The 24,279-nt window shown below is 54.9% G+C and carries 16 protein-coding genes, 2 tRNA genes and 3 rRNA genes; 5 read left to right on the plus strand and 16 right to left on the minus strand.

All coding sequences use genetic code 11. The features are described 5' to 3' along the window. Positions 1-10: 10 nt before the first annotated feature. Genes bcsA through bcsR form a run of 3 tightly spaced genes read right to left on the minus strand, consistent with a single transcriptional unit; the run spans position 11 to position 3,575 of the window. Positions 11-2,626 (minus strand): UDP-forming cellulose synthase catalytic subunit, encoded by a 2,616-nt coding sequence (bcsA, locus tag L370_RS16260; protein WP_023333773.1) that lies wholly within the window; start codon positions 2,624-2,626, stop codon positions 11-13. Next, a complete protein-coding gene (gene bcsQ, locus L370_RS16255) occupies positions 2,623-3,375 on the minus strand; it encodes a cellulose biosynthesis protein BcsQ (protein ID WP_023333774.1) in 753 nt (250 codons plus the stop codon). The genes bcsA and bcsQ overlap by 4 nt, the downstream gene beginning before the upstream one ends. An 11-nt stretch (positions 3,376-3,386) precedes the next feature. Then, positions 3,387-3,575, minus strand: coding sequence for a cellulose biosynthesis protein BcsR (gene bcsR / locus L370_RS16250; protein WP_008503237.1), 189 nt, complete (start codon positions 3,573-3,575; stop codon positions 3,387-3,389). Between the two features lie 174 nt (positions 3,576-3,749). Between bcsR and bcsE the strand changes: the two genes are divergently transcribed. Genes bcsE through bcsG form a run of 3 tightly spaced genes read left to right on the plus strand, consistent with a single transcriptional unit; the run spans position 3,750 to position 7,175 of the window. Then, positions 3,750-5,312, plus strand: a complete 1,563-nt coding sequence (gene bcsE, locus L370_RS16245) for a cellulose biosynthesis c-di-GMP-binding protein BcsE (protein ID WP_023333775.1) — start codon at positions 3,750-3,752, stop codon at positions 5,310-5,312. Next, positions 5,306-5,503: a cellulose biosynthesis protein BcsF gene (gene bcsF, locus L370_RS16240; protein WP_024908822.1), complete on the plus strand. Its 198-nt coding sequence runs from the start codon at positions 5,306-5,308 to the stop codon at positions 5,501-5,503. Before bcsE ends, bcsF begins: the two co-directional genes overlap by 7 nt. Continuing rightward, positions 5,496-7,175 (plus strand): cellulose biosynthesis protein BcsG, encoded by a 1,680-nt coding sequence (gene bcsG / locus L370_RS16235; protein WP_023333776.1) that lies wholly within the window; start codon positions 5,496-5,498, stop codon positions 7,173-7,175. Before bcsF ends, bcsG begins: the two co-directional genes overlap by 8 nt. A 48-nt stretch (positions 7,176-7,223) precedes the next feature. Here bcsG and L370_RS16230 read toward each other — a convergent pair whose 3' ends face one another. The 12 genes from L370_RS16230 to pepQ form a co-directional block, all read right to left on the minus strand. Further along, complete coding sequence (locus L370_RS16230; protein WP_023333777.1) at positions 7,224-8,216, minus strand: glycosyl hydrolase family 8; 993 nt, start codon at positions 8,214-8,216, stop codon at positions 7,224-7,226. Positions 8,217-8,232: 16 nt separating this feature from the next. Next, a complete protein-coding gene (birA, locus tag L370_RS16225; protein ID WP_023333778.1) occupies positions 8,233-9,195 on the minus strand; it encodes a bifunctional biotin--[acetyl-CoA-carboxylase] ligase/biotin operon repressor BirA in 963 nt (320 codons plus the stop codon). Then, entirely contained in the window at positions 9,192-10,220 is a 1,029-nt protein-coding gene (murB, locus tag L370_RS16220) for a UDP-N-acetylmuramate dehydrogenase (protein WP_023333779.1), read from the minus strand. The genes birA and murB overlap by 4 nt, the downstream gene beginning before the upstream one ends. A 124-nt stretch (positions 10,221-10,344) precedes the next feature. Further along, positions 10,345-10,460, minus strand: a 5S ribosomal RNA gene (gene rrf / locus L370_RS16215). A gap of 72 nt (positions 10,461-10,532) precedes the next feature. Continuing rightward, positions 10,533-13,438, minus strand: a 23S ribosomal RNA gene (locus tag L370_RS16210). Positions 13,439-13,618: 180 nt separating this feature from the next. Further along, a tRNA-Ala gene (locus L370_RS16205) sits at positions 13,619-13,694 on the minus strand. 108 nt (positions 13,695-13,802) lie between these two features. Further along, positions 13,803-13,879 (minus strand) — tRNA-Ile (locus L370_RS16200). Between the two features lie 69 nt (positions 13,880-13,948). Further along, a 16S ribosomal RNA gene (locus L370_RS16195) occupies positions 13,949-15,488 on the minus strand. The 16S, 23S and 5S rRNA genes sit together here with 2 tRNA genes alongside, the layout of an rRNA operon. Before the next feature lie 377 nt (positions 15,489-15,865). Beyond that, complete coding sequence (gene hemG, locus L370_RS16190) at positions 15,866-16,411, minus strand: menaquinone-dependent protoporphyrinogen IX dehydrogenase (RefSeq protein WP_023333780.1); 546 nt, start codon at positions 16,409-16,411, stop codon at positions 15,866-15,868. 10 nt (positions 16,412-16,421) lie between these two features. Beyond that, positions 16,422-17,873: a Trk system potassium transporter TrkH gene (gene trkH / locus L370_RS16185; protein WP_023333781.1), complete on the minus strand. Its 1,452-nt coding sequence runs from the start codon at positions 17,871-17,873 to the stop codon at positions 16,422-16,424. Between the two features lie 39 nt (positions 17,874-17,912). Beyond that, entirely contained in the window at positions 17,913-18,527 is a 615-nt protein-coding gene (locus L370_RS16180; protein ID WP_023333782.1) for an IMPACT family protein, read from the minus strand. Beyond that, positions 18,527-19,858, minus strand: coding sequence for a Xaa-Pro dipeptidase (pepQ, locus tag L370_RS16175; RefSeq protein ID WP_023333783.1), 1,332 nt, complete (start codon positions 19,856-19,858; stop codon positions 18,527-18,529). Before pepQ ends, L370_RS16180 begins: the two co-directional genes overlap by 1 nt. Positions 19,859-20,048: 190 nt before the next feature. On the opposite strand from pepQ, the gene fadB reads away from it, so the two are divergent. Further along, positions 20,049-22,238 carry a fatty acid oxidation complex subunit alpha FadB gene (fadB, locus tag L370_RS16170; protein ID WP_023333784.1) on the plus strand — a complete coding sequence of 730 codons (2,190 nt, stop codon included), beginning with the start codon at positions 20,049-20,051 and terminating at the stop codon, positions 22,236-22,238. A gap of 9 nt (positions 22,239-22,247) precedes the next feature. Then, positions 22,248-23,411 (plus strand): acetyl-CoA C-acyltransferase FadA, encoded by a 1,164-nt coding sequence (fadA, locus tag L370_RS16165; RefSeq protein ID WP_023333785.1) that lies wholly within the window; start codon positions 22,248-22,250, stop codon positions 23,409-23,411. 161 nt (positions 23,412-23,572) lie between these two features. Here fadA and fre read toward each other — a convergent pair whose 3' ends face one another. Then, positions 23,573-24,274 (minus strand): NAD(P)H-flavin reductase, encoded by a 702-nt coding sequence (gene fre / locus L370_RS16160; RefSeq protein WP_023333786.1) that lies wholly within the window; start codon positions 24,272-24,274, stop codon positions 23,573-23,575. Between the last annotated feature and the right edge of the window lie 5 nt (positions 24,275-24,279).

Genomic DNA, 24,279 nt, shown 5'->3' on the forward strand with positions numbered 1-24,279 from the left:
CGCGTTATCATCATTGTTGAGCCATAACCGGGTCCGCCTGCTTCGCTTCATCTCGCTCAGGTCGACGCGGAATGAACGACACGACCCAGGAAACCAGTGAAGTAAGTGACCGGAAAATTAATTTCACCGACGACGGGGCAAATTCTGCAAGGTGACGATAGCCACGGAACCCCAGCTTAAGAATATCCAGCAGGCTTTCCAGAGGCTTATCCTCAGGGAAGCTGTCCTGCCAGAGAGCCCACGTATCCGCGCGGGCAAACGTACACTGCACAAAATCGATATGTTGCTTTTTGGTCAACGGCATCAGCTGCAGACCGACTTCATTGCCCGCCACGCGAACCACCTGAGTCGGGAAGACATACTCCTGCTGACCGCGCTTAAGCAGCAGGTTGACTTTCTGCCCTTCCAGCACCTTCGCCTGGCCGTTGATTTTGATCCCCAGACCACCGTCAGAGAAGTCGTGCACGGTACAGGAGAAGAGATGGCCATCTTCACGGGCGATCGCCGCAGGCATGCAGATTTCCACGCGATGCGCACGACGAACCTGTTTGCTCTCCACCGACACGGCTACCGCGCCGCCGAGGATAATCAGGTTGTAGAAGACCCATGCCATACTGACGAAGACGGTCAGGATTTCGTTTTCCGGGCCGTAGAAGTAACGCCAGATACCGGCGATGACGCCCACAATATTCAGCAGTACCAGGAAGATATACGGACGGGAGATCACCCAGTCGACATACTCCTCTTCCACCAGGCCGCCCTTCGCGGTGACGTTGAATTTCCCCTTATGCGGGTTAATCAGCGCTACCATCGTCGGCGGCGCGATGTACCAGGCCAGCACCGTTTCGTAGATTTCACTCCAGAAAGAATGGCGGTATTTACCCTGTATCTTCGAGTTCGTGAGGCTCGCATGGATCATGTGCGGCAGAACAAACAGCGCAATCATCAGCGCCGGGGCGTAAATGATATAAGCGTGAAGGAGCAGGAACGCCAGCGGCGCGGTCAGGAAGATCAGCCGCGGAATACCGGATAAGAAGTGGAACATGGCGTTGACGTAGCAGAGACGTTGCGCCAGCTTGAGTCCTTTCCCTATCAGTGGGTTATCAAGACGGAAAATCTGCACCATCCCGCGCGCCCAGCGAATACGCTGGCCAATGTGCGCCGACAGTGACTCCGTTGCCAGACCGGCAGCCTGCGGAATACGCATATAGGCTGAGGTATACCCACGACGGTGCAGACGAAGAGAAGTGTGCGCATCTTCAGTCACCGTCTCGACGGCGATACCGCCAATTTCATCCAGCGGTTTACGGCGGATAACCGCACAGGAGCCGCAGAAGAAGGTGGCATCCCACATGTCGTTTCCGTCCTGCACCAGGCCATAGAATAGCGTGCCTTCGTTCGGGGTTTTACGGAAACGGCCAAGGTTACGTTCAAACGGGTCCGGCGAGAAGAAGTGGTGCGGCGTCTGCATCATCGCCAGCTCTTTCTCCTTCAGGAACCAGCCCATGGTCATCTGCAGGAACGAGCGCGTCGGCACGTGGTCACAGTCAAAGATCGAGACAAACTCCCCTGTGGCATACTTCAACGCGTTGTTGATATTCCCGGCTTTTGCATGCTCGTGAGTTGGACGAGCGATGTACTCGACACCCACCTCCTCTGCGAACTGGCGGAACGCCGGACGGTTGCCGTCATCCAGGATCCAGACCTTGAGCTTGTCTTTTGGCCAGTCGATGCCCAGCGCGGCATAAATGGTGTTTTTCACCACGCTCAGATCTTCGTTGTAGGTCGGTACAAAGAGATCGACAGACGGCCACTGCGCGGTGTCTTTTGGCAGTGGAACCGGCTGGCGGTTGAGCGGCCAAATGACCTGGAAATAGCCCAGCACCAGCACGATCCAGGCGTAGGTTTCTGCAAACAGCAGCACCAGGCCGCACACCAGGCTGACCGGGTCGTCCCAGTTCAGGGTTGAGGTATAACGCCACCAGATGTAGCGACAGGAGACGGTCAACGACAACACAATCAGCATCAGCGCCGAGAAGCGGCCCGGAATGCGGCGGACCAGCAGCGCCACGCCCCACAGCAGAATCAGGAAGGTGAACTGCGCCAGAGGGTTAAAAGGTTGCGTAATACAGACCAGCGCCAGAATGAGCGAGAACACGACGATCACCCCGAGGATAAAACGCCGCAGGCCCGGATGGAGATGCCCGAGCTCTTTATGGTTATCCAGATGGCTGGTCTTATCGCTTACGCTGTCGGGCAGTTTATCCAGCCACTGGTGGTAACGTTCACGTAACTGTTGCACGCGTGAGAAGCTGCGCCAGTGCGGCGTTATTGTCTCTGAGCGGGATGACGTGACCGCCAGCCAGATGGCCTGAATGAGATAACGCGCCGGATCCAAAGGACGCGGCCGGTCGGGGTTAATGTGCGGATAGAGCTCGCTTTGCCGTGCGCGTATGCGCTGCCAGCGCGGGTGTTCGAGTGGAATAAACATCCAGGCCAGAATCATCCAGAAACAGCCGAGCGCGGCGCTAAATGCCGAAGCACCGTGCCGGCGGAAATGCCGGTAGTGTTCGCTCAAACGCGAACTGACCGGCGGGATGAGTAACCAGCTGGCGAGACGACTCATACAGAACTCCCTGCATGCTCCGCCCTGTTGGCGAAGTTTAGCAGACACCAGTTAGCCAGCGTCAGGATCTCTTCTGCCGCCAGTGAATCGCTGCGGTATTCGCCGAGCGGTTGCTTAGACGCAAGGCATTCCGCCATTCCCTCATCACGATGGATGACAATGGGAAGCAGACGGCGCTGGCTTTGCAGCCAGACCTGATACAGATCGTCCTGGATCTGGCTGCCAATGCGCAAATCGTTAATCAGAAGGTGAGCGTTCTGAGGCAGCCCCTGCTGATGCAGGCGGATATGGCAGTTCGCATCGACGTTGACGATGGAAAGTATATGATCGCACTGGGCGATAAGCTGTCGGGTCAGCGTGCCGGCGCCGTGCGGCAGATCCAGCAGGATCCACTTGTAGTGTCCCTTTTCTTTCAGGGTTTGCAGCGCCAGCGTGAATTGCGAAAACAGGCGCTGATACGCGGCTTCATTCTCGCGTTCCGTGGTGGTCAGTTGACCAAACGGCAGCAGATCGAGCTGGGAGGTATAGCGCATCCCTGCATCCTGCCAGTCTTTATCATCAAGCAGCGCGCGGGCCCAGCCCTCTTCGCGAGAAAAGTCGACGTTAAACGACATACGCAACAAATTATCGGCGCAGGCGTCAATAACCAGCACCGATTCACCTAAAAGCTGTAATGACCACGCGAGCGCCGCGGTAACTGATGTGGTACCCACACCGCCACGGACACCCTGTAATCCGAGTATGGCCATCAATGGCTCCCTTATTGTTGATGGGCGAATTCAGCTAATAACGGCCAGCGTTTAATAGCCGCAGCCAACTGTTCCCGCTGGGAAATATCGGTGTAATCTATTTCAGGTAAAGAAAAGGCCTGCGTCAGCGCCAGAAAATCGTTTTGGAATGTGTAACCCAGGGTCGAATCGACTGGGGTACCGGGTTCATTATTATCCATTCTTTTTCCATCCCTTTGCGTAGAATCGCCAGATCAGAAGTAGCGAGGCATCCTGCCCTATGAAATTTCATTTACATGCTAAATCTGATGTTCTTTAATTTCAATGTTAGGTTTATTTCTACGCTTTCGCTAGTAAACTGAGATACAGATAAATTAGACGAAAAGAGGGACACCGTGGACTCCATATTTTCTATTGGCATCCAGTCATTATGGGACGAATTGAGCCACATGCCAGTCGGAGGAGTCTGGTGGATTAATACGGACCGTAATGAAGATGCTATCGGTCTGGTAAACCAGACAATTGCTGCTCAGGATAAGGATTCCCGCGTGGCCGTCATTAGCATGGGCGAAGATCCAAAGAAAATTATCACGCTTGAAAGTGGTCGCGGCCCCCAGACGGTGCGATTATTTTCCATGACATCGGAAGCCGATAGTCTATACTTTTTGTCCCGCGACGTTCAGTGCTCTATTGATCCGGATCACTATTTAGTGATTCTTAAATGTGCAAATAACGTCCTGCAAAATATCCCTGCTGAAAAACTGCTGCCGTGGCTGGAAAAAATCAATAAATGGGCAAAATTTCAAAATTGCACGCTATTGATAGTCAATCCCGGCAGTAATAATGACAAGCTGTTCTCACTTTTAATGGGTGAATATCGCTCCCTTTTCGGTCTGGCAAGCGTTCGTGACCAGGCGGGAAGCTATCTCTACGATATTGCATTTTGGTGTAATGAAAAAGGCGTGAGCGCCAGACAACAGCTTACGCTGAAACATATTGAAGGCGAGTGGCACCTGGCGCAGCAGGAAGAAACCGTGGTGCAGCCGCGCAGTGATGAAAAACGTATCCTGAGCCATATCGCGGTTTTAGAGGGAGCACCTGCCCTGTCGGAAAACTGGTCACTGTTTGAATCTAACGAAGCCCTTTTTCATGAAGCCCGCACAACCCAGGCGGCAACCATTATTTTCTCGCTGATGCAGAATAACCAGATTGAGACGCTGGCAAGGCAAATCCACACCTTACGCCGCCAGCGCGGCAGTGCGTTAAAAATCATCGTGCGCGAAAATAATACCAGCCTGCGCGCCACCGATGAGCGGCTGCTTCTTGGCTGCGGCGCCAACATGGTTATTCCATGGAATGCGCCATTGTCACGCTGCCTGACGCTTATCGAAAGCGTTCAGGGCCAGCAATTTAGCCGCCATGTACCGGAAGACATCTCCACGCTGCTCTCCATGACGCAGCCAATGAAGCTGCGCGGATATCAAAAATGGGATACCTTCTGCGACGCCGTCGGCAACATGATGAGCAACACGCTTCTTCCTGCTGACGGAAAAGGGGTCATGGTTGCCCTGCGTCCTGTACCGGGTATTCGCGTTGAACAGGCTCTCACCTTATGTCGCCCGAACCGTACAGGGGACATTATGACCATTGGTGACAATCGCCTGGTGCTGTTTTTGTCCTTCTGCCGGGTAAACGATCTCGATACGGCGCTTAACCACATCTTCCCCCTGCCTACCGGGGATATTTTCTCGAACCGTATGATTTGGTTCGAAGATAATACGATCAGCGCGGAGCTGGTGCAGATGCGTGCGCTCCAGCCTGAACAATGGGTTAAGCCGATTGCTATCAAGAGCGATGCCAAGCCGATCCTCAATGCCAGACACGATGGACACGTCTGGCGTCGGGTTCCGGAACCCCTTCGCTTATTAACAGACAACGCGGAGAATGCATCATCATGAATATCAGCGATATCATTCAACTGGTTATATTCTGTGCGCTGATCTTTTTCCCGCTTGGCTACTATGCGCGCCATTCCATACGCCGTATCCGTGATACGGCCAGAGTGCTGTTTATAAAACCTCGCTATGTAAAACCAGCCGGAACACTGACACGGGCATCACACGTCAAGGCAGACCGAAAACATGACTAACTCTACCTATACCGCTTCGTCACCCTCGCCGCTCTGGCAATACTGGCGCGGCCTTTCCGGCTGGAACTTCTACTTTCTGGTGAAGTTTGGTCTGCTGTGGGCAGGCTATCTGAATTTCCATCCCCTTCTCAACCTCGTGTTTATGGCCTTCCTGCTGATGCCGCTGCCGAATATCAGGCTGCATCGCTTACGCCACTGGGTCGCTATACCTGTCGGCTTTGCGCTGTTCTGGCATGATACCTGGCTACCGGGGCCGGACAGCATTATGAGCCAGGGGTCGCAGGTGGCGGGCTTTAGCGCCAGCTATGTCCTCGACCTGACCGAGCGCTTTATTAACTGGCAGATGATTGGCGCGGTATTCGTGCTGCTGGTTGCCTGGCTGTTCCTGTCACAGTGGATCCGCATCACGGTGTTTGTCGTTGCGATTATGATCTGGCTTAACGTGCTGACGCTGGCTGGGCCAAGCTTTTCGCTGTGGCCTGCCGGTCAACCGACCACCACGGTGACCACCACAGGGGGCAGCGCAGCGGCAACCGTCACAACGGCAGGCGATACGCCTGTGGTGGGTGATATCCCAACCCAGACCGCACCACCGACTTCAACCAACCTAAACGCCTGGCTCTCCAGTTTCTATACCGCGGAAGACAAGCGACAGACTAAATTCCCGGATGCGCTGCCGGCGGATGCTCAGCCGTTTGAACTGCTGGTAATCAACATCTGCTCTCTCTCCTGGGCCGACGTGGACGCTGCCGGTTTGATGTCTCATCCGCTGTGGTCACACTTCGATATTCAGTTTAAAGATTTCAACTCTGCCACCTCCTACAGCGGCCCGGCGGCGATCCGCCTGCTACGTGCAAGCTGCGGTCAGACATCGCATAAAAACCTGTATCAACCCGCCGGTAACCAGTGTTATCTGTTCGATAACCTCGCAAAACTGGGCTTTACGCAGCATCTGATGCTGGGGCATAACGGCCAGTTCGGTAACTTCCTGAAAGAGGTGCGCGAAGAAGGTGGCATGCAGGCACCGCTGATGGACCAAACCGGTCTTCCTGTCTCTCTGCTTGGCTTCGACGGTTCACCCGTTTATGACGATACCGCCGTCCTGCAGCGCTGGCTGCAGACCATCGAAAAAGACAGTAATCCACGCAGCGCGACGTTCTTTAATACCCTGCCGCTCCACGACGGTAACCATTTCCCGGGCGTAAGCAAAACGGCAGATTATAAAGTGCGTGCGCAGAAATTCTTTGACGAGCTGGACGCGTTCTTCACGGAGCTGGAAAAATCGGGCCGTAAAGTGATGGTGGTTGTGGTACCTGAGCACGGTGGTGCGCTGAAAGGTGACAGAATGCAGGTGTCCGGTCTGCGTGACATCCCAAGTCCATCCATCACCAACGTGCCTGCAGGCATTAAATTCTTTGGTATGAAGGCACCGCATCAGGGCGCACCGATTGAGATTACACAGCCAACCAGCTATCTGGCGATCTCTGAGCTGGTTGCCCGCGCCGTTGATGGGAAGCTGTTTGTGGAAGATAGCGTGAACTGGGATCAGCTCACCAGCAAACTGCCGCAAACGGCGGAAGTTTCCGAGAACGCCAACGCGGTGGTGATCCAGTATCAGAACAAACCGTACGTTCGCCTGAACGGCGGGGATTGGGTACCGTATCCGCAGTAACACGGTATGACGTCCCTCTCCCCGTCCGGGAGAGGGACTATATCGACATTATTGCTGGGCGATCCACACCAGCATTTTCAGACTTGCTGAATAGTAGTCGTCTTTAGCGGTGATTTCGGGTTCACCGGAAGACTGTCCCATCGTGAAATCCCTCACTGCCAGCAGGCCGCCTTCCATCATGTAGGGCGCATGCTCGTTGGTCGTGACGTTAACCCAGGCGGGAGTTTGTTCCCGGGGGAACTGACCGAACCAGGCCTTCCACGGCATCAGCAGCGGGCTTTGCTTATCAGACCAGGCAACATACAGCGGAATGCGAATCGCGTCATAGCTCATTCGCGGCGGCCAGCCTTTGGCAGGAGCCAGCTTGCCACCTGATGCCAGTGAAACCCAGTCAGTGGGCAGATTCGCTTTACCCGAGCCCATTTTCCCCAACAGGCGTTTCCCGTCCTTAATCAAATCGCGCCAGACCGGCAAATGACTGCGGCCGGCGAAGGCCTGCCAGGCCGGGAACACGAAATAGGAAGGATTAAGGACCACTTCCCCCTCAAGCTTAAACCCCTCGACGCCGGGCAGCATCACGCGGTAACCGGCATAGCGGATCACGCTGTGGTCAATCAGTGCTTTTGTAATGGCATCCGATGCGGCGCTGTAGCGCTTGTCATGCCAGCGGGCGTCGGCTTTGAGCAACGCCCAGGCAATCAGCACGTCGCCATCTGCAGCGTTGTTTTTGTCGGCAACCGGGTTGGCCTCTGCGGGGTTATAGCGCCAGTAAAAGAGACCATTCTCTTTGTTCTTTAGCTGACTGTCTGTCCACTGCCAGAGCTTATCAAACGTGGCCTTATCGTCGTTAGCCACCGCCATCAGCATGGCAAAACCCTGACCTTCCGTGTGCGACACGCCGCCATTGCCGGTATCAACAATGCGGCCTTCCGGTTTGAAAAAACGGGCCTTGTAACTTTCCCAGGCCCGATCCGCATGAGAGAGAGGCGAGAACAGCAGACTCATCATGACGGCCAGCGTCGCGCAGACGGGTTTTCGCATCATTCACTCCATCCGATTATTCGGCACTCCGAAGGGAAATCTCACCGCCCATCCAGGGTTTGATCACGCCATCCTGCTCCAGGAGCAGCGCGCCCTGTGCGTCAATACCGCGTGAAGTCCCGTAGATCTCTTTATCACCAATCAGCAATTTCACCGGGCGGTTGATGAAGTTATCCAGCTTTTCCCAACGAGACAGGAACGGTGCCAGCCCTTCCTGCTCAAAAAGCGTCAGCGAGCTGCGCAACTCTTTAATCATACGCACGGCGAGGGTGTTACGATCGATGACGATGCCCGCCTCCTGAAGGTTAGTCCAGGCCTGATTCACCACATCATTTTGTACATTGCGCATCACCATATTGAGGCCTGCACCAATGACGATTTGCGCCGCATCGCCCGTTTTCCCCGTCAGTTCGACAAGAATACCCGCAAGTTTACGATCGTTGAGGTACAGGTCATTAGGCCATTTAACACGGACTTTATCCGCTCCCAGATCGTGCAGCACTTCCGCCATGACGATGCCGATGACCAGACTCAGGCCAATGGCAGCGGCCGGGCCCTGATCGAGTCGCCAGTACATGGACAAATAGAGGTTGGCGCCAAATGGCGAAAACCATTTGCGCCCGCGGCGACCACGACCGGCCTGTTGATATTCTGCAACGCAGGCATCACCGGATTCCAGCTCAGGCAGACGATCCAGAAGATACTGGTTCGTCGAATCAATCACCGGCAGCACCGCAACATTGCCGTGTCCAATCTGGCTGCGGATCGTTTCTTCATTCAGCAATTGAATAGGCTCCGGCAGACTGTAGCCTTTTCCGGGAACCGTGAACACATCAACACCCCAGTCGCGAAGCGTCTGGATATGTTTATTGATAGCAGCACGGCTCATGCCAAGCTGTTCACCCAGCTGCTCGCCAGAATGAAACTCGCCGTCAGCAAGGATGCTAATCAGGGTTAAGGGAACGGTATTGTCCTTCACGCGATGGCCTCCACGGCATTGACTTCACCTGTGCGGCCAATGAAGCGAACTTCTGGCTCCAGCCAGACGTTAAACTTTTCGCCCACACGCTGACGAACATAATGAGCCAGCTGTATAACATCATCGCTGGTCGCATCGCGTTGATTAATCAGCACCAGAGCCTGCTGCTGATGAACGGCAGCACCGCCTACTGAAGCGCCTTTTAGCTGGCATTGATCGATAAGCCAACCCGCCGCCAGCTTCACGCTGCCATCCGCCTGAGGGTAATGTGGCGCTGCTGGCCAACCTTCAAGAAAGACTTTTGCATTTTCGCGGCTGATAACCGGGTTTTTGAAGAAACTGCCAGCGTTTCCGTTTACTTTTGGATCGGGAAGTTTGGTCATTCGCATATGGCAAACCGAGTCAAAAACGTCGCGGGCGGTAACGGTCGCCGGATCGAGACGCGTTAAATCTCCATAGGTCAACACCGGCTGCCAGTTCTTCAACAGGCGCAGACCCACGGCAACAATCACGTAGCGATCCTGATATTCATGTTTGAAGATACTGTCACGATAGCCAAATCGGCACTGTTCTGCCGTTAAACGCTTAGCCGTTCCGGTCGCCAGTTCGATGCAGTCGACATATTCACAGACATGTTTCAGTTCGATGCCGTAGGCGCCGATGTTTTGAATAGGTGACGATCCGGCGCAGCCAGGAATAAGCGCAAGATTTTCCAGCCCCGGCATCCCTTTTTCGAGGGTAAATTGTACCAAATGATGCCAGTTTTCTCCGGCCCCCACGTGCACATGCCAGCTGTCGGCACGCTCTTCAACATCAATACCCATGATGCGGTTAACGATCACCGTTCCCGCAAAATCATCGAGAAACAGGACATTACTTCCTTCGCCCAGAATCAGTACGGGTTCATTATTTTCTGTTGCGCTTTGCCATGCATCCAGCAGTTGCTGTGCAGTATCGGCACGTACAATTTGTTTAGCATTGCGTTGAATGCCAAAGGTATTCCAGGGCTTAAGGGAGTGGTTCATAGACGCTATCCTGATGCAAAAACGCAGGTAGTTTACCGTATAAGCAGGGGATTGGGGGATTAGTTTGTGCAGCGTATAAACGCAAAAAGGCCATCCTTCCGGATGGCCTCTTCACTTATTTGAAGCCTGGCAGTTCCCTACTCTCACATGGGGAGACCCCACACTACCATCGGCGCTACGGCGTTTCACTTCTGAGTTCGGCATGGGGTCAGGTGGGACCACCGCGCTAAAGCCGCCAGGCAAATTCTGTTAAATCTGTATCAAAGCTGAAAATCTTCTGTCTCTCGTCCGCCGAAACAGCTTCGGCGTTGTAAGGTTAAGCCTCACGGTTCATTAGTATCGGTTAGCTCAACGCATCGCTGCGCTTACACACCCGACCTATCAACGTCGTAGTCTTCAACGTTCCTTCAGGAGACTTAAAGTCTCAGGGAGAACTCATCTCGGGGCAAGTTTCGTGCTTAGATGCTTTCAGCACTTATCTTTTCCGCATTTAGCTACCGGGCAGTGCCATTGGCATGACAACCCGAACACCAGTGATGCGTCCACTCCGGTCCTCTCGTACTAGGAGCAGCCCCCCTCAATTCTCCAGCGCCCACGGCAGATAGGGACCGAACTGTCTCACGACGTTCTAAACCCAGCTCGCGTACCACTTTAAATGGCGAACAGCCATACCCTTGGGACCTACTTCAGCCCCAGGATGTGATGAGCCGACATCGAGGTGCCAAACACCGCCGTCGATATGAACTCTTGGGCGGTATCAGCCTGTTATCCCCGGAGTACCTTTTATCCGTTGAGCGATGGCCCTTCCATTCAGAACCACCGGATCACTATGACCTGCTTTCGCACCTGCTCGAGCCGTCACTCTCGCAGTCAAGCTAGCTTATGCCATTGCACTAACCTCCTGATGTCCGACCAGGATTAGCTAACCTTCGTGCTCCTCCGTTACTCTTTGGGAGGAGACCGCCCCAGTCAAACTACCCACCAGACACTGTCCGCAACCCGGATTACGGGTCTACGTTAGAACACCAGCCATTAAAGGGTGGTATTTCAAGGTTGGCTCCACGCAGACTGGCGTCCACGCTTCAAAGCCTCCCACCTATCCTACACATCAAGGACCAGTGTTCAGTGTCAAGCTATAGTAAAGGTTCACGGGGTCTTTCCGTCTTGCCGCGGGTACACTGCATCTTCACAGCGAGTTCAATTTCACTGAGTCTCGGGTGGAGACAGCCTGGCCATCATTACGCCATTCGTGCAGGTCGGAACTTACCCGACAAGGAATTTCGCTACCTTAGGACCGTTATAGTTACGGCCGCCGTTTACCGGGGCTTCGATCAAGAGCTTCGCGTTGCCGCTAACCCCATCAATTAACCTTCCGGCACCGGGCAGGCGTCACACCGTATACGTCCACTTTCGTGTTTGCACAGTGCTGTGTTTTTAATAAACAGTTGCAGCCAGCTGGTATCTTCGACTGATTTCAGCTCCACCCGCAGGGGCTTCACCTACATATCAGCGTGCCTTCTCCCGAAGTTACGGCACCATTTTGCCTAGTTCCTTCACCCGAGTTCTCTCAAGCGCCTTGGTATTCTCTACCTGACCACCTGTGTCGGTTTGGGGTACGATTTGATGTTACCTGATGCTTAGAGGCTTTTCCTGGAAGCAGGGCATTTGTTACTTCAGCACCGTAGTGCCTCGTCATCACACCTCAGCGTTAATAAACGACCGGATTTACCTAATCGTTCCGCCTACATGCTTAAACCGGGACAACCGTCGCCCGGCTAACATAGCCTTCTCCGTCCCCCCTTCGCAGTAACACCAAGTACAGGAATATTAACCTGTTTCCCATCGACTACGCCTTTCGGCCTCGCCTTAGGGGTCGACTCACCCTGCCCCGATTAACGTTGGACAGGAACCCTTGGTCTTCCGGCGAGCGGGCTTTTCACCCGCTTTATCGTTACTTATGTCAGCATTCGCACTTCTGATACCTCCAGCATGCCTCACAGCACACCTTCAACGGCTTACAGAACGCTCCCCTACCCAACAACGCATAAGCGTCGCTGCCGCAGCTTCGGTGCATGGTTTAGCCCCGTTACATCTTCCGCGCAGGCCGACTCGACCAGTGAGCTATTACGCTTTCTTTAAATGATGGCTGCTTCTAAGCCAACATCCTGGCTGTCTGTGCCTTCCCACATCGTTTCCCACTTAACCATGACTTTGGGACCTTAGCTGGCGGTCTGGGTTGTTTCCCTCTTCACGACGGACGTTAGCACCCGCCGTGTGTCTCCCGTGATAACATTCTTCGGTATTCGTAGTTTGCATCGGGTTGGTAAGCCGGGATGGCCCCCTAGCCGAAACAGTGCTCTACCCCCGAAGATGAGTTCACGAGGCGCTACCTAAATAGCTTTCGGGGAGAACCAGCTATCTCCCGGTTTGATTGGCCTTTCACCCCCAGCCACAAGTCATCCGCTAATTTTTCAACATTAGTCGGTTCGGTCCTCCAGTTAGTGTTACCCAACCTTCAACCTGCCCATGGCTAGATCACCGGGTTTCGGGTCTATACCCTGCAACTTAACGCCCAGTTAAGACTCGGTTTCCCTTCGGCTCCCCTATACGGTTAACCTTGCTACAGAATATAAGTCGCTGACCCATTATACAAAAGGTACGCAGTCACACCACGAAGGTGCTCCCACTGCTTGTACGTACACGGTTTCAGGTTCTTTTTCACTCCCCTCGCCGGGGTTCTTTTCGCCTTTCCCTCACGGTACTGGTTCACTATCGGTCAGTCAGGAGTATTTAGCCTTGGAGGATGGTCCCCCCATATTCAGACAGGATACCACGTGTCCCGCCCTACTCTTCGAGTTCACAACCTGTGTGCTTTCGTGTACGGGGCTATCACCCTGTATCGCCGGACTTTCCAGACCGTTCCACTAACACACAAGCTGATTCAGACTCTGGGCTGCTCCCCGTTCGCTCGCCGCTACTGGGGGAATCTCGGTTGATTTCTTTTCCTCGGGGTACTTAGATGTTTCAGTTCCCCCGGTTCGCCTCGTTAACCTATGTATTCAGTTAACGATAGTGTGACGAATCACACTGGGTTTCCCCATTCGGACATCGCCGGGTCAAAGGTTCATATCACCTCGCCGGCGCTTTTCGCAGATTAGCACGTCCTTCATCGCCTCTGACTGCCAGGGCATCCACCGTGTACGCTTAGTCGCTTAACCTCACAACCCGAAGATGTTTCTTTCGATTCATCATCGACTTGCGAAAATTTGAGAGACTCGAACACACATTAACTGTGTGTCGTTTCAATTTTCAGCTTGATCCAGATTTTTAAAGAGCAAAACTTCGCAGTGCACCTTTTCAGGTTCACTCTGAAGTTTTCTTGTGTTCGCAGTAAAAGATGGTGGAGCTATGCGGGATCGAACCGCAGACCTCCTGCGTGCAAAGCAGGCGCTCTCCCAGCTGAGCTATAGCCCCATCGTTTTGCCAACCTCTGTACCGGTAATTTTTGTTGAGGCAAGGCGTGGTGACACGAAGCATACTGAAGTATGTGAGTGTCGCCGCAACGCAGCATCAGCAAAAATTTGGTAGGCCTGAGTGGACTTGAACCACCGACCTCACCCTTATCAGGGGTGCGCTCTAACCACCTGAGCTACAAGCCTGCAGAGATTTTTACTGCTGTTTTTCATCAGACAATCTGTGTGAGCACTGCAAAGGCAGGTTCTTTAAGGTAAGGAGGTGATCCAACCGCAGGTTCCCCTACGGTTACCTTGTTACGACTTCACCCCAGTCATGAATCACAAAGTGGTAAGCGCCCTCCCGAAGGTTAAGCTACCTACTTCTTTTGCAACCCACTCCCATGGTGTGACGGGCGGTGTGTACAAGGCCCGGGAACGTATTCACCGTAGCATTCTGATCTACGATTACTAGCGATTCCGACTTCATGGAGTCGAGTTGCAGACTCCAATCCGGACTACGACGCACTTTATGAGGTCCGCTTGCTCTCGCGAGGTCGCTTCTCTTTGTATGCGCCATTGTAGCACGTGTGTAGCCCTACTCGTAAGGGCCATGATGACTTGACGTCATCCCCACCTTCCTCCAGTTTATCACTGGCAGTCTCCTTTGAGTTCCCGGCCGAACCGCTGGCAACAAAGGATAAGGGTTGCGCTCGTTGCGGGACTTAACCCAACATTTCACAACACGAGCTGACGACAGCCATGCAGCACCTGTCTCAGAGTTCCCGAAGGCACCAATCCATCTCTGGAAAGTTCTCTGGATGTCAAGAGTAGGTAAGGTTCTTCGCGTTGCATCGAATTAAACCACATGCTCCACCGCTTGTGCGGGCCCCCGTCAATTCATTTGAGTTTTAACCTTGCGGCCGTACTCCCCAGGCGGTCGACTTAACGCGTTAGCTCCGGAAGCCACGCCTCAAGGGCACAACCTCCAAGTCGACATCGTTTACGGCGTGGACTACCAGGGTATCTAATCCTGTTTGCTCCCCACGCTTTCGCACCTGAGCGTCAGTCTTTGTCCAGGGGGCCGCCTTCGCCACCGGTATTCCTCCAGATCTCTACGCATTTCACCGCTACACCTGGAATTCTACCCCCCTCTACAAGACTCTAGCCTGCCAGTTTCGAATGCAGTTCCCAGGTTGAGCCCGGGGATTTCACATCCGACTTGACAGACCGCCTGCGTGCGCTTTACGCCCAGTAATTCCGATTAACGCTTGCACCCTCCGTATTACCGCGGCTGCTGGCACGGAGTTAGCCGGTGCTTCTTCTGCGGGTAACGTCAATTGCTGAGGTTATTAACCTCAACACCTTCCTCCCCGCTGAAAGTACTTTACAACCCGAAGGCCTTCTTCATACACGCGGCATGGCTGCATCAGGCTTGCGCCCATTGTGCAATATTCCCCACTGCTGCCTCCCGTAGGAGTCTGGACCGTGTCTCAGTTCCAGTGTGGCTGGTCATCCTCTCAGACCAGCTAGGGATCGTCGCCTAGGTGAGCCGTTACCCCACCTACTAGCTAATCCCATCTGGGCACATCTGATGGCAAGAGGCCCGAAGGTCCCCCTCTTTGGTCTTGCGACATTATGCGGTATTAGCTACCGTTTCCAGTAGTTATCCCCCTCCATCAGGCAGTTTCCCAGACATTACTCACCCGTCCGCCGCTCGTCACCCGAGAGCAAGCTCTCTGTGCTACCGCTCGACTTGCATGTGTTAGGCCTGCCGCCAGCGTTCAATCTGAGCCATGATCAAACTCTTCAATTTAAGTTTGATGCTCGTGAATTAAACTTCGTAATGAATTACGTATGTTCACTCAGAGACTTGGTATTCATTTATTGTCCGAAGACATTAAGAATCCATGTCACTTTGAGTGCCCACACAGATTGTCTGATAAATTGTTAAAGAGCAGTGCCGCTTCGCTTTTCGCAGCGGCGCGGGGTGTGCATATTACGCTTTCCCGCTTCAGAGTCAAGCGTTTATTTTCGCTTTTCTCCGCTGGCGTTCATCTCTGAACCCCGCTAACCCGGCGGCCTGTAAGCCGTTGTTCCGTGTCAGTGGAGGCGCATTATAGGGAGTTATTCTGAAGTGACAAGCACAAAATACAAAAAACTTTTCGTTCGCTCACTTTTCAAACTTAACGCTTATTTAAGTCGCGAATCGCCCGTTAAATGTGCGATTTCCCGCGCAAAACTGGCCACCTGCGACCAGTCGGTATAAACCACTTCTTTACGCGTATCGGTTTCCCCCCCGGTCATCTTCATAATCAGGCGGATCATAAAGCGGTCATACCAGCGGTAGCGAGGATAGCGCAGCGCGCCGGCAAAGACGGCGCACAGGTCTGGCTGCCACGGCGAGCTGAGCAAAAACTTGCGCGTGTAGCTGTTGGTCTGCGGCGTACGCTTCTCGGCTTTACGAGCGACCAGGTTGACCGAGTAAAATGCACCGGGCAGTTTATTGAGCACCGCCGTGTGCTTTTTCACAAAGCGATCCAGCGCCGGATGGAAATGCCCGTAACGAATTGACGCGCCAATGACCACACGATCGTACTCCTGCCAGGCTATCTGCTCCGCACGGTTCAGGTTCACCACATCCGAGTAAATACCCAGCTCTTTTAATTCCGACGCCAGATAGGCGGCAATCTCACGCGTTTGCCCGTCTCGCGTAGAGAAAAGAATCAATGTCTTCATCAACGGCTCCTTACTCGCGCCAGAATGTAGGGGTGAACAGCACCAGCAGCGTAAAGACCTCAAGACGACCAAACAGCATATTGCCGATGAGGATCCATTTCGCGACCGGGTTCATGCTGGCAAAGTTATCCGCCACAACGCCCAGACCGGGCCCGAGGTTATTCAATGTTGCTACGACGGACGCAAAGGCGGAGAAATCATCGACTCCCGTCGCGATAATCGCCAGCATACTGACGATAAAGACCAGCGCATACGCCGAGAAGAATCCCCACACCGCTTCGAGAATGCGTTCCGGCAGGGCGCGGTTCCCCAGCTTAATGCTGTAGACCGCGTTCGGGTGAACCAGGCGCTTCAGCTCGCGGTTCCCCTGCTTAAACAGCAGCAGAATACGAATGACCTTCAGGCCACCGCCCGTAGACCCCGCACAGCCCCCGATAAATGCCGAGCATAACAGCAGCACCGGCAGGAACAGCGGCCAGCGCGCGATGCTGTCCGTGGTAAACCCGGCGGTCGTCGCCATCGATACCACCTGGAAGAACGCCTGATTTAGCGTGGTCAGCGCGGAGTTGTAGACATCATGGAACCACAGCACCAGGGTACAGATGATCACCAGCGTAAGCTGGACGCCAATGAACATGCGGAACTCTGGGTCACGCCAGTACACCTTCAGGCTGCGCCCGCTCAATAAAGAGAAGTGCAGACCGTAGTTACAGCCTGAAATCAGCAGGAAAATGGCAATAATCGTGTTAATGGTTGGGCTGTCGAAGTAGCCGACGCTGGCATCGTGGGTGGAGAACCCACCGATCGCGATCGTCGCGAAGCTGTGTCCGATGGCATCGAAAGCGGGCATCCCGGCAAACCAAAGCGCCAGCGCACAGGCCACCGTCAGCAAGACATAGATAAGCCAGAGGGTTTTCGCCGTCTCGGCAATACGCGGCCGCATTTTGTTATCTTTCAGCGGCCCGGGCATTTCGGCGCGATAGAGCTGCATGCCGCCAACGCCCAGAATAGGGAGAATAGCCACTGCCAGGACGATGATCCCCATCCCCCCGAACCACTGCAGCATCTGGCGATAAAAGAGAATGGCGTGCGGTAGCGAATCCAGGCCCACCAGCGTCGTCGCCCCGGTGGTTGTTAAACCGGAGAACGATTCAAAAAAGGCATCCGTGATGCTCAGATTAGGCTGTTCAGAGAAGATGAAGGGCAGCGAACCGACGCTTCCCAGCACCGTCCAGAACAGGACCACAATCAGAAAGCCTTCGCGAGATTTCAGTTCACCTTTCTGACGACGGTTTGGCCACCACAGCAGCGAGCCAATCGCCAGCGCGACAAAGAAGGTCTGGGTAAATGCCCGCCCCGCGCCGTCCCGGTAGATAAGCGCTACCAGTCCTGGGAGAATCATCGTCCCGGAAAAGAGTATGACCAGCAGTCCAACGATTCGGGTTATGGCACGAAAATGCATCTCTGCCGCTTCCTTTGGTATTCAAAAGTGAGGTGGGGATTATTCTTCAATCGGCAGCAATTGCAACGAACCACGACTAAAATCAGCCAGTTTTGCTGAAAAAGCAGCCAGTTCCGCCCGAGGAAGCGCCACGCGTAATTGCACCACTGCCTGATATTCACTATGCGCGATGACGCCGTTAAACTGCCTCAGCAGCGCCTCGATGCCCGATAACTGGGCGTAATCGCACAATAAAGTATATTCGGTGAGCGGCGTTTTGCGGGTGGTTATTAGCATATTCAATGCCTGCTGAACCCCACCGCCGTACGCTTTAACCAGCCCACCCGTGCCTAACAAAATACCACCGTAGTAGCGCACCACCACGGCGGTAATTTCACCCACGCCGCTGCCCATCAGCTGGGAAAGCATGGGTTTACCGGCCGTGCCCGCCGGTTCACCGTCGTCGGAAAACCCCAGCTGTTGCGAATCGTCCGGCGGTCCTGCTACCCACGCCACGCAGTGGTGACGCGCGTCAGGATGCTCAGCCCGAACGGATTCGACAAACGCCTTTGCCGCCTCTACGCCATCGGTATGCGCCAGCAGCGTAATAAAGCGGCTTTTCTTGATTTCCTCAACAAAGGTGACCGGTTCAACCGGTATCAGCCAGCTTTCCATCAGGCCAGCTTCAGGTCTCGCGTCATGTTCTCGATACCGTTTTCGTGAACCACAACGTTATCTTCGATGCGAATACCGCCAAACGGCTTCAGCGCATCAATTTTTTCCCAGTTGAAGTGTTTGCTGAACTGGCCTTCACGCCACGGCGCCAGCAGGGATTCGATAAAATAGATCCCCGGTTCAATCGTCAGCACCATACGCGGTTCAAGAATACGGGTGCAGCGCAGGTAAGGATATTTAGACGGTGCCGCCAGGTGCGTACCGGTATCATCCTGCATAAAGCCCGCAACGTCGTGAACCTGCAGGCCCAGCGGGTGACCAATGCCGTGCGGCATGAATGGCCCGGTCAGATCGTTCTCGACCATCGCCTCTTCGCTCATGTCTTTCACAATCTGATGCTTACGCAGCAGTTTTGCGATGCGCTGATGGAACTGGATGTGGTAATCCACATAGCTGGTTCCGGCTTTCATGGTGCCAATCAGCGCCAGCTGTTCATCGTTCACGTCTTTAATCAGCTGCGCGAAATCGGTATCCGCATTCGCTGCCCAGGTACGGGTCAGGTCGGCCGCGTAACCGTTATACTCTGCCCCTGCGTCCAGCAGGAAGCTGCGCATTTCCGACGGAACATGGTGATCCAGCTTGGTGTAGTGAAGCACAGATGCGTGCTCATTCAGCGCGACGATATTGCTGTACGGCACGTCGGTATCGCGGTGACCTGTCGCGGTCAGATAGGCCTGGTTGATGTCGAACTCGCTCATCCCCGACTGGAATGCTTCATGCGCGGCACGGTGACCGTTCACCGCCGTTTTTTGCGCTTCACGCATGCAGTAAAGTTCATAGTCGGTTTTATACGCGCGGTAATAGTGCAGGTAATCCAGCACCCCTTTCGGATTGAGTTTGTCTGCCGGAATATCCAGACCCAGTGCGCGCTCTGGAACAGGTCCAATGTAGCCGATGTTGCCCCGCGCGGCAGGCAGCTGGCTGCCAATGCCGTCCGCTTTCGGCAGCGCAATCACGTCAATTTCTTCGGTCCAGAAAGAGGTCGGCAGCGGTTCTACGTTGTGCCAGTAATCAACCGGCAGGTAGAACCACAGTTTCGGTTTGTTCACGCCGTCCACCAGCAGCCAGCAATTTGGAACCTGAGTAACCGGTACCCAGGCTTTAAACTGCGGGTTCACCTTAAACGGATAAGCATGGTCATCCAGAAAGGTATTCATCAGCTCGCCGGAGTGGATCAACAGCGCATCCAGCTTAAAGCGGGCCAGTACATCGCGGGTACGTTCCTGTAGGGTAACGATATGATTTTTATAAAGCGAAGCCAGTGAGTCCATCATTCTTCCTTTCGTTTTTTTGACCTCAAGTCATCGCATCTTAGCACACCTCACTCCGGCTGCGTGATTTCCACCAACCGTGATCAGTGCAGCAATTTCTTAATGACTAATTTGCATTTTATTAACATAAATTCCACACTCCGTTTCATCTGGTATGACCAGATCCAATTGCTGGATTCAGGAGACCGACATGCTCTACAAAGGCGACACCCTGTACGTAGACTGGCTGGAAGATGGCATTGCCGAACTGGTGTTCGATGCCCCCGGCTCAGTGAACAAGCTTGATACCGCGACGGTGGCCAGTCTTGGCCAGGCGCTGGATGTACTTGAAAAGCAATCAGATTTAAAAGGGCTGCTGCTGCGCTCGAACAAAGCGGCCTTTATCGTTGGCGCGGATATCACCGAATTCCTGTCGCTGTTCCTGGTGCCCGAAGAACAGCTGAGCCAGTGGCTGCACTTTGCCAACAGCGTCTTTAATCGTCTGGAAGATCTGCCTGTCCCGACCCTTTCCGCCGTTAACGGCTACGCGCTGGGCGGTGGCTGCGAGTGCGTGCTGGCGACCGACTACCGTCTGGCGACGCCGGACCTGCGCATCGGCCTGCCGGAAACCAAGCTGGGTATCATGCCGGGCTTTGGCGGCTCCGTCCGTATGCCGCGCATGCTGGGTGCCGACAGCGCGCTTGAGATCATTGCCGCGGGTAAAGATGTCGGTGCAGAACAGGCGCAGAAAATTGGCCTGGTTGACGGCATCGTGAAACCAGAGAAGCTTGTTGAAGGCGCACTCGCCATTCTGCGTCAGGCCATCAACGGCGATCTCGACTGGAAAGCCAAGCGCCAGCCGAAGCTGGAGCCGTTAAAACTCAGCAAGATTGAAGCCACCATGAGCTTCACCATTGCCAAAGGCATGGTGATGCAGACGGCAGGTAAACACTACCCGGCGCCGATCACGGCGGTGAAAACCATTGAAGCGGCTGCCCGTCTCGGTCGCGATGAAGCGCTGAAGCTCGAAAATCAGAGCTTTGTTCCGCTGGCGCACACCAATGAAGCCCGCGCGCTGGTCGGTATCTTCCTCAACGATCAGTTCGTGAAAGGAAAAGCCAAACAGCTGACCAAAAACGTTGAGACGCCAAAACATGCGGCGGTACTCGGTGCCGGCATTATGGGTGGCGGCATCGCTTACCAGTCGGCCTGGAAAGGCGTGCCGGTGGTGATGAAAGACATCAGCGAGAAATCCCTGACGCTGGGCATGACCGAAGCGGCCAAGCTGCTGAATAAACAGCTGGAACGCGGAAAAATTGACGGGCTGAAGCTTGCGGGTGTGATTTCCACCATTCAGCCTGTACTGGAATACAGCGGTTTCGACCGTGTCGACGTGGTGGTCGAAGCCGTCGTCGAGAACCCGAAAGTCAAAAAAGCGGTGCTGGCGGAAACGGAAGATAAGGTTCGCCCGGAAACCGTGCTGGCCTCTAACACCTCCACCATTCCAATCAGTGAACTGGCGAGCGTGCTGAAGCGTCCGGAAAACTTCTGCGGGATGCACTTCTTCAACCCGGTACACCGTATGCCGCTGGTCGAAGTGATCCGTGGGGAAAAAACCTCTGACGAAACCATCGCCAAAGTGGTGGCGTGGGCAAGCAAGATGGGCAAAACGCCGATCGTGGTTAACGACTGCCCGGGCTTCTTCGTCAACCGCGTGCTGTTCCCTTACTTCGCCGGCTTCAGCCAGCTGCTGCGCGACGGTGCGGACTTCCGCAAAATCGACAAAGTAATGGAAAAACAGTTCGGCTGGCCGATGGGCCCGGCGTATCTGCTGGACGTGGTCGGCATCGACACTGCCCACCACGCGCAGGCGGTGATGGCGGCAGGCTTCCCGCAGCGCATGCAGAAAGATTATCGCGACGCCATTGACGCGCTGTTCGACGCTAACCGCTTCGGCCAGAAAAACGGCCTGGGCTTCTGGCGCTATAAAGAAGACAGCAAAGGCAAACCGAAGAAAGAAGAAGATGCCGTGGTGGACGGCCTGCTGGCCGACGTTAGCCAGCCAAAACGCGACTTCACCGACGATGAGATCGTCGCCCGCATGATGATTCCGATGATAAACGAAGTGGTGCGTTGCCTCGAAGAAGGCATCATCGCCAGCCCGGCAGAAGCCGACATGGCGCTGGTGTACGGCCTGGGCTTCCCTCCGTTCCACGGCGGCGCGTTCCGCTGGCTGGACACGCTCGGCAGCGCCCGCTATCTCGATATGGCTCAGCAGTATCAGCACCTCGGCCCGCTTTATGAGGTGCCGGAAGGGCTGCGTAACAAAGCGCGCCATAACGAACCCTACTATCCAGCAGTTGAGCCAGCCCGTCCGGTTGGCGAGCTGAAAACGGCTTAAGGAGTCACAATGGAAAAGGTTGTCATTGTTGATGCGATTCGCACCCCGATGGGCCGTTCAAAAGGCGGTGCATTCCGTAACGTGCGTGCGGAAGATCTCTCCGCGCACCTGATGCGTAGCCTGCTGGCGCGTAACCCGGCGCTGGATCCTGCTGCGCTGGACGATATCTACTGGGGCTGCGTGCAGCAGACCCTGGAGCAAGGTTTCAACATCGCCCGTAACGCGTCTCTGCTGGCGGAGATCCCGCATTCGGTTCCGGCCGTCACCGTGAATCGCCTGTGCGGTTCGTCAATGCAGGCGCTGCACGACGCGGCACGCATGATCATGACCGGCGATGCGCAGGCCTGCCTGGTGGGCGGCGTTGAGCACATGGGGCACGTGCCGATGAGCCACGGGGTCGATTTCCACCCTGGCATGAGCCGTAACGTGGCGAAAGCCGCGGGGATGATGGGCCTGACCGCCGAGATGCTCTCTCGTCTGCACGGCATCAGCCGTGAAATGCAGGATGCCTTTGCCGCGCGCTCCCACGCTCGCGCATGGGCGGCGACGCAGTCCGGCGCCTTTAAGCATGAGATCATCCCAACCGGCGGCCACGACGCAGACGGCGTACTGAAGCAGTTCAGCTACGACGAAGTCATCCGCCCGGAAACCACCGTAGAAGCGCTTTCTACCCTGCGCCCTGCGTTTGATCCGGTCACCGGTACGGTCACGGCAGGTACGTCGTCGGCGCTGTCAGACGGTGCCGCCGCGATGCTGGTGATGAGCGAAAGCCGTGCCCGCGAGCTGGGCTTAACGCCTCGCGCTCGGGTACGTTCGATGGCGGTCGTGGGCTGCGATCCTTCAATCATGGGCTACGGCCCGGTTCCGGCCTCGAAGCTGGCGCTGAAAAAAGCGGGATTAACCGCCAGCGACATCGACCTGTTCGAAATGAACGAAGCCTTCGCCGCGCAGATCCTGCCGTGCATTAAGGATCTGGGGCTGATGGAGCAGATCGACGAGAAGATTAACCTCAACGGCGGCGCGATCGCCCTCGGTCACCCGCTGGGCTGCTCCGGGGCGCGCATCAGCACGACGCTTATCAACCTGATGGAACGCAAAGATGCCCAGTTTGGTCTGGCAACGATGTGTATCGGGCTGGGTCAGGGTATCGCGACGGTGTTTGAGAGAGTGTAAGGCTATAACGTAGGCCCGATAAGCATCGCGCCATCGGGCTTTTGCCGGGAGGCGCTGCGCTTTCCCGGCCTACGAGAAGTATCTCACCGCCACTGACGTCAGTGGCGAAGAGAAAGAGTTTAGTTGCCGTTCTTCCCGCCTGTCAGGGGCGGGTTTTTTATTTAAATGAAGGCAAACGCATCGCCAAACAGGCGGTCTTCACGCGCGTCACGTTCGTTACAGAACAGGTCGCGGGCAATTTTCGCCATCTCAAAACGGCCAGCGATATAAATATCGTGTCCGGCCAGCGTACCATGATCCTGCAGCACCGCCGTCAGCACCGTCCCGCTACGACCACGCCAGCCCTCTTCCGGCTGCTCAACCACCGGCTCAATGCGCAGGTTAGGATGGGTTACGCTCAGCGCTTCCAGCTCAGACAGGTCGTACAGATGTTTCTCTTCGCGGCCACCCCAGTAAATGGTGATGTTGCGGTCCGGGTTACGCGCCAGTGCGGTCAACAGAATAGAGCGCACGTACGAGAAGCCCGTACCACCCGCGATCAGGATCAGCGGACGGTCTTCGTCATCGCGCAGCCACGCATCACCGTGCGGAATATCCACCACGATTTCACGTTCCTTCAGGATCCGATCCATCACCGCCATCGCATACAGGTTAAGCTCTGACGCACCAATATGAAGCTCAATAAATTCCTGCTCCGCTGGCGTTGAGGCCATAGAGAAAGGACGCTTATCACGCTCATCCATCACAACCATCAGATACTGACCCGCGCGGAAAGAGAATGGCGCTTCAGGCACTAAACGGACGCGATATACGGTGTCGGTGATGGCATCTACCGAGGTCACTTTACAGCTTAAGGTTGTCATTCGCT

Source organism: Enterobacter sp. MGH 24 (genome assembly GCF_000493015.1).
Lineage (GTDB): Bacteria > Pseudomonadota > Gammaproteobacteria > Enterobacterales > Enterobacteriaceae > Enterobacter.

What these genes read in the sequence shown, in the direction of transcription:
- bcsA (WP_023333773.1), bottom strand. Translation starts at nt 2,626, where the DNA reads ATGAGTCGTCTCGCCAGCTGGTTACTCATCCCGCCGGTCAGTTCGCGT.
- bcsQ (WP_023333774.1), bottom strand. Translation starts at nt 3,375, where the DNA reads ATGGCCATACTCGGATTACAGGGTGTCCGTGGCGGTGTGGGTACCACA.
- bcsR (WP_008503237.1), bottom strand. Translation starts at nt 3,575, where the DNA reads ATGGATAATAATGAACCCGGTACCCCAGTCGATTCGACCCTGGGTTAC.
- bcsG (WP_023333776.1), top strand. Translation starts at nt 5,496, where the DNA reads ATGACTAACTCTACCTATACCGCTTCGTCACCCTCGCCGCTCTGGCAA.
- L370_RS16230 (WP_023333777.1), bottom strand. Translation starts at nt 8,216, where the DNA reads ATGCGAAAACCCGTCTGCGCGACGCTGGCCGTCATGATGAGTCTGCTG.
- murB (WP_023333779.1), bottom strand. Translation starts at nt 10,220, where the DNA reads ATGAACCACTCCCTTAAGCCCTGGAATACCTTTGGCATTCAACGCAAT.
- hemG (WP_023333780.1), bottom strand. Translation starts at nt 16,411, where the DNA reads ATGAAGACATTGATTCTTTTCTCTACGCGAGACGGGCAAACGCGTGAG.
- trkH (WP_023333781.1), bottom strand. Translation starts at nt 17,873, where the DNA reads ATGCATTTTCGTGCCATAACCCGAATCGTTGGACTGCTGGTCATACTC.
- L370_RS16180 (WP_023333782.1), bottom strand. Translation starts at nt 18,527, where the DNA reads ATGGAAAGCTGGCTGATACCGGTTGAACCGGTCACCTTTGTTGAGGAA.
- pepQ (WP_023333783.1), bottom strand. Translation starts at nt 19,858, where the DNA reads ATGGACTCACTGGCTTCGCTTTATAAAAATCATATCGTTACCCTACAG.
- fadB (WP_023333784.1), top strand. Translation starts at nt 20,049, where the DNA reads ATGCTCTACAAAGGCGACACCCTGTACGTAGACTGGCTGGAAGATGGC.
- fadA (WP_023333785.1), top strand. Translation starts at nt 22,248, where the DNA reads ATGGAAAAGGTTGTCATTGTTGATGCGATTCGCACCCCGATGGGCCGT.
- fre (WP_023333786.1), bottom strand. Translation starts at nt 24,274, where the DNA reads ATGACAACCTTAAGCTGTAAAGTGACCTCGGTAGATGCCATCACCGAC.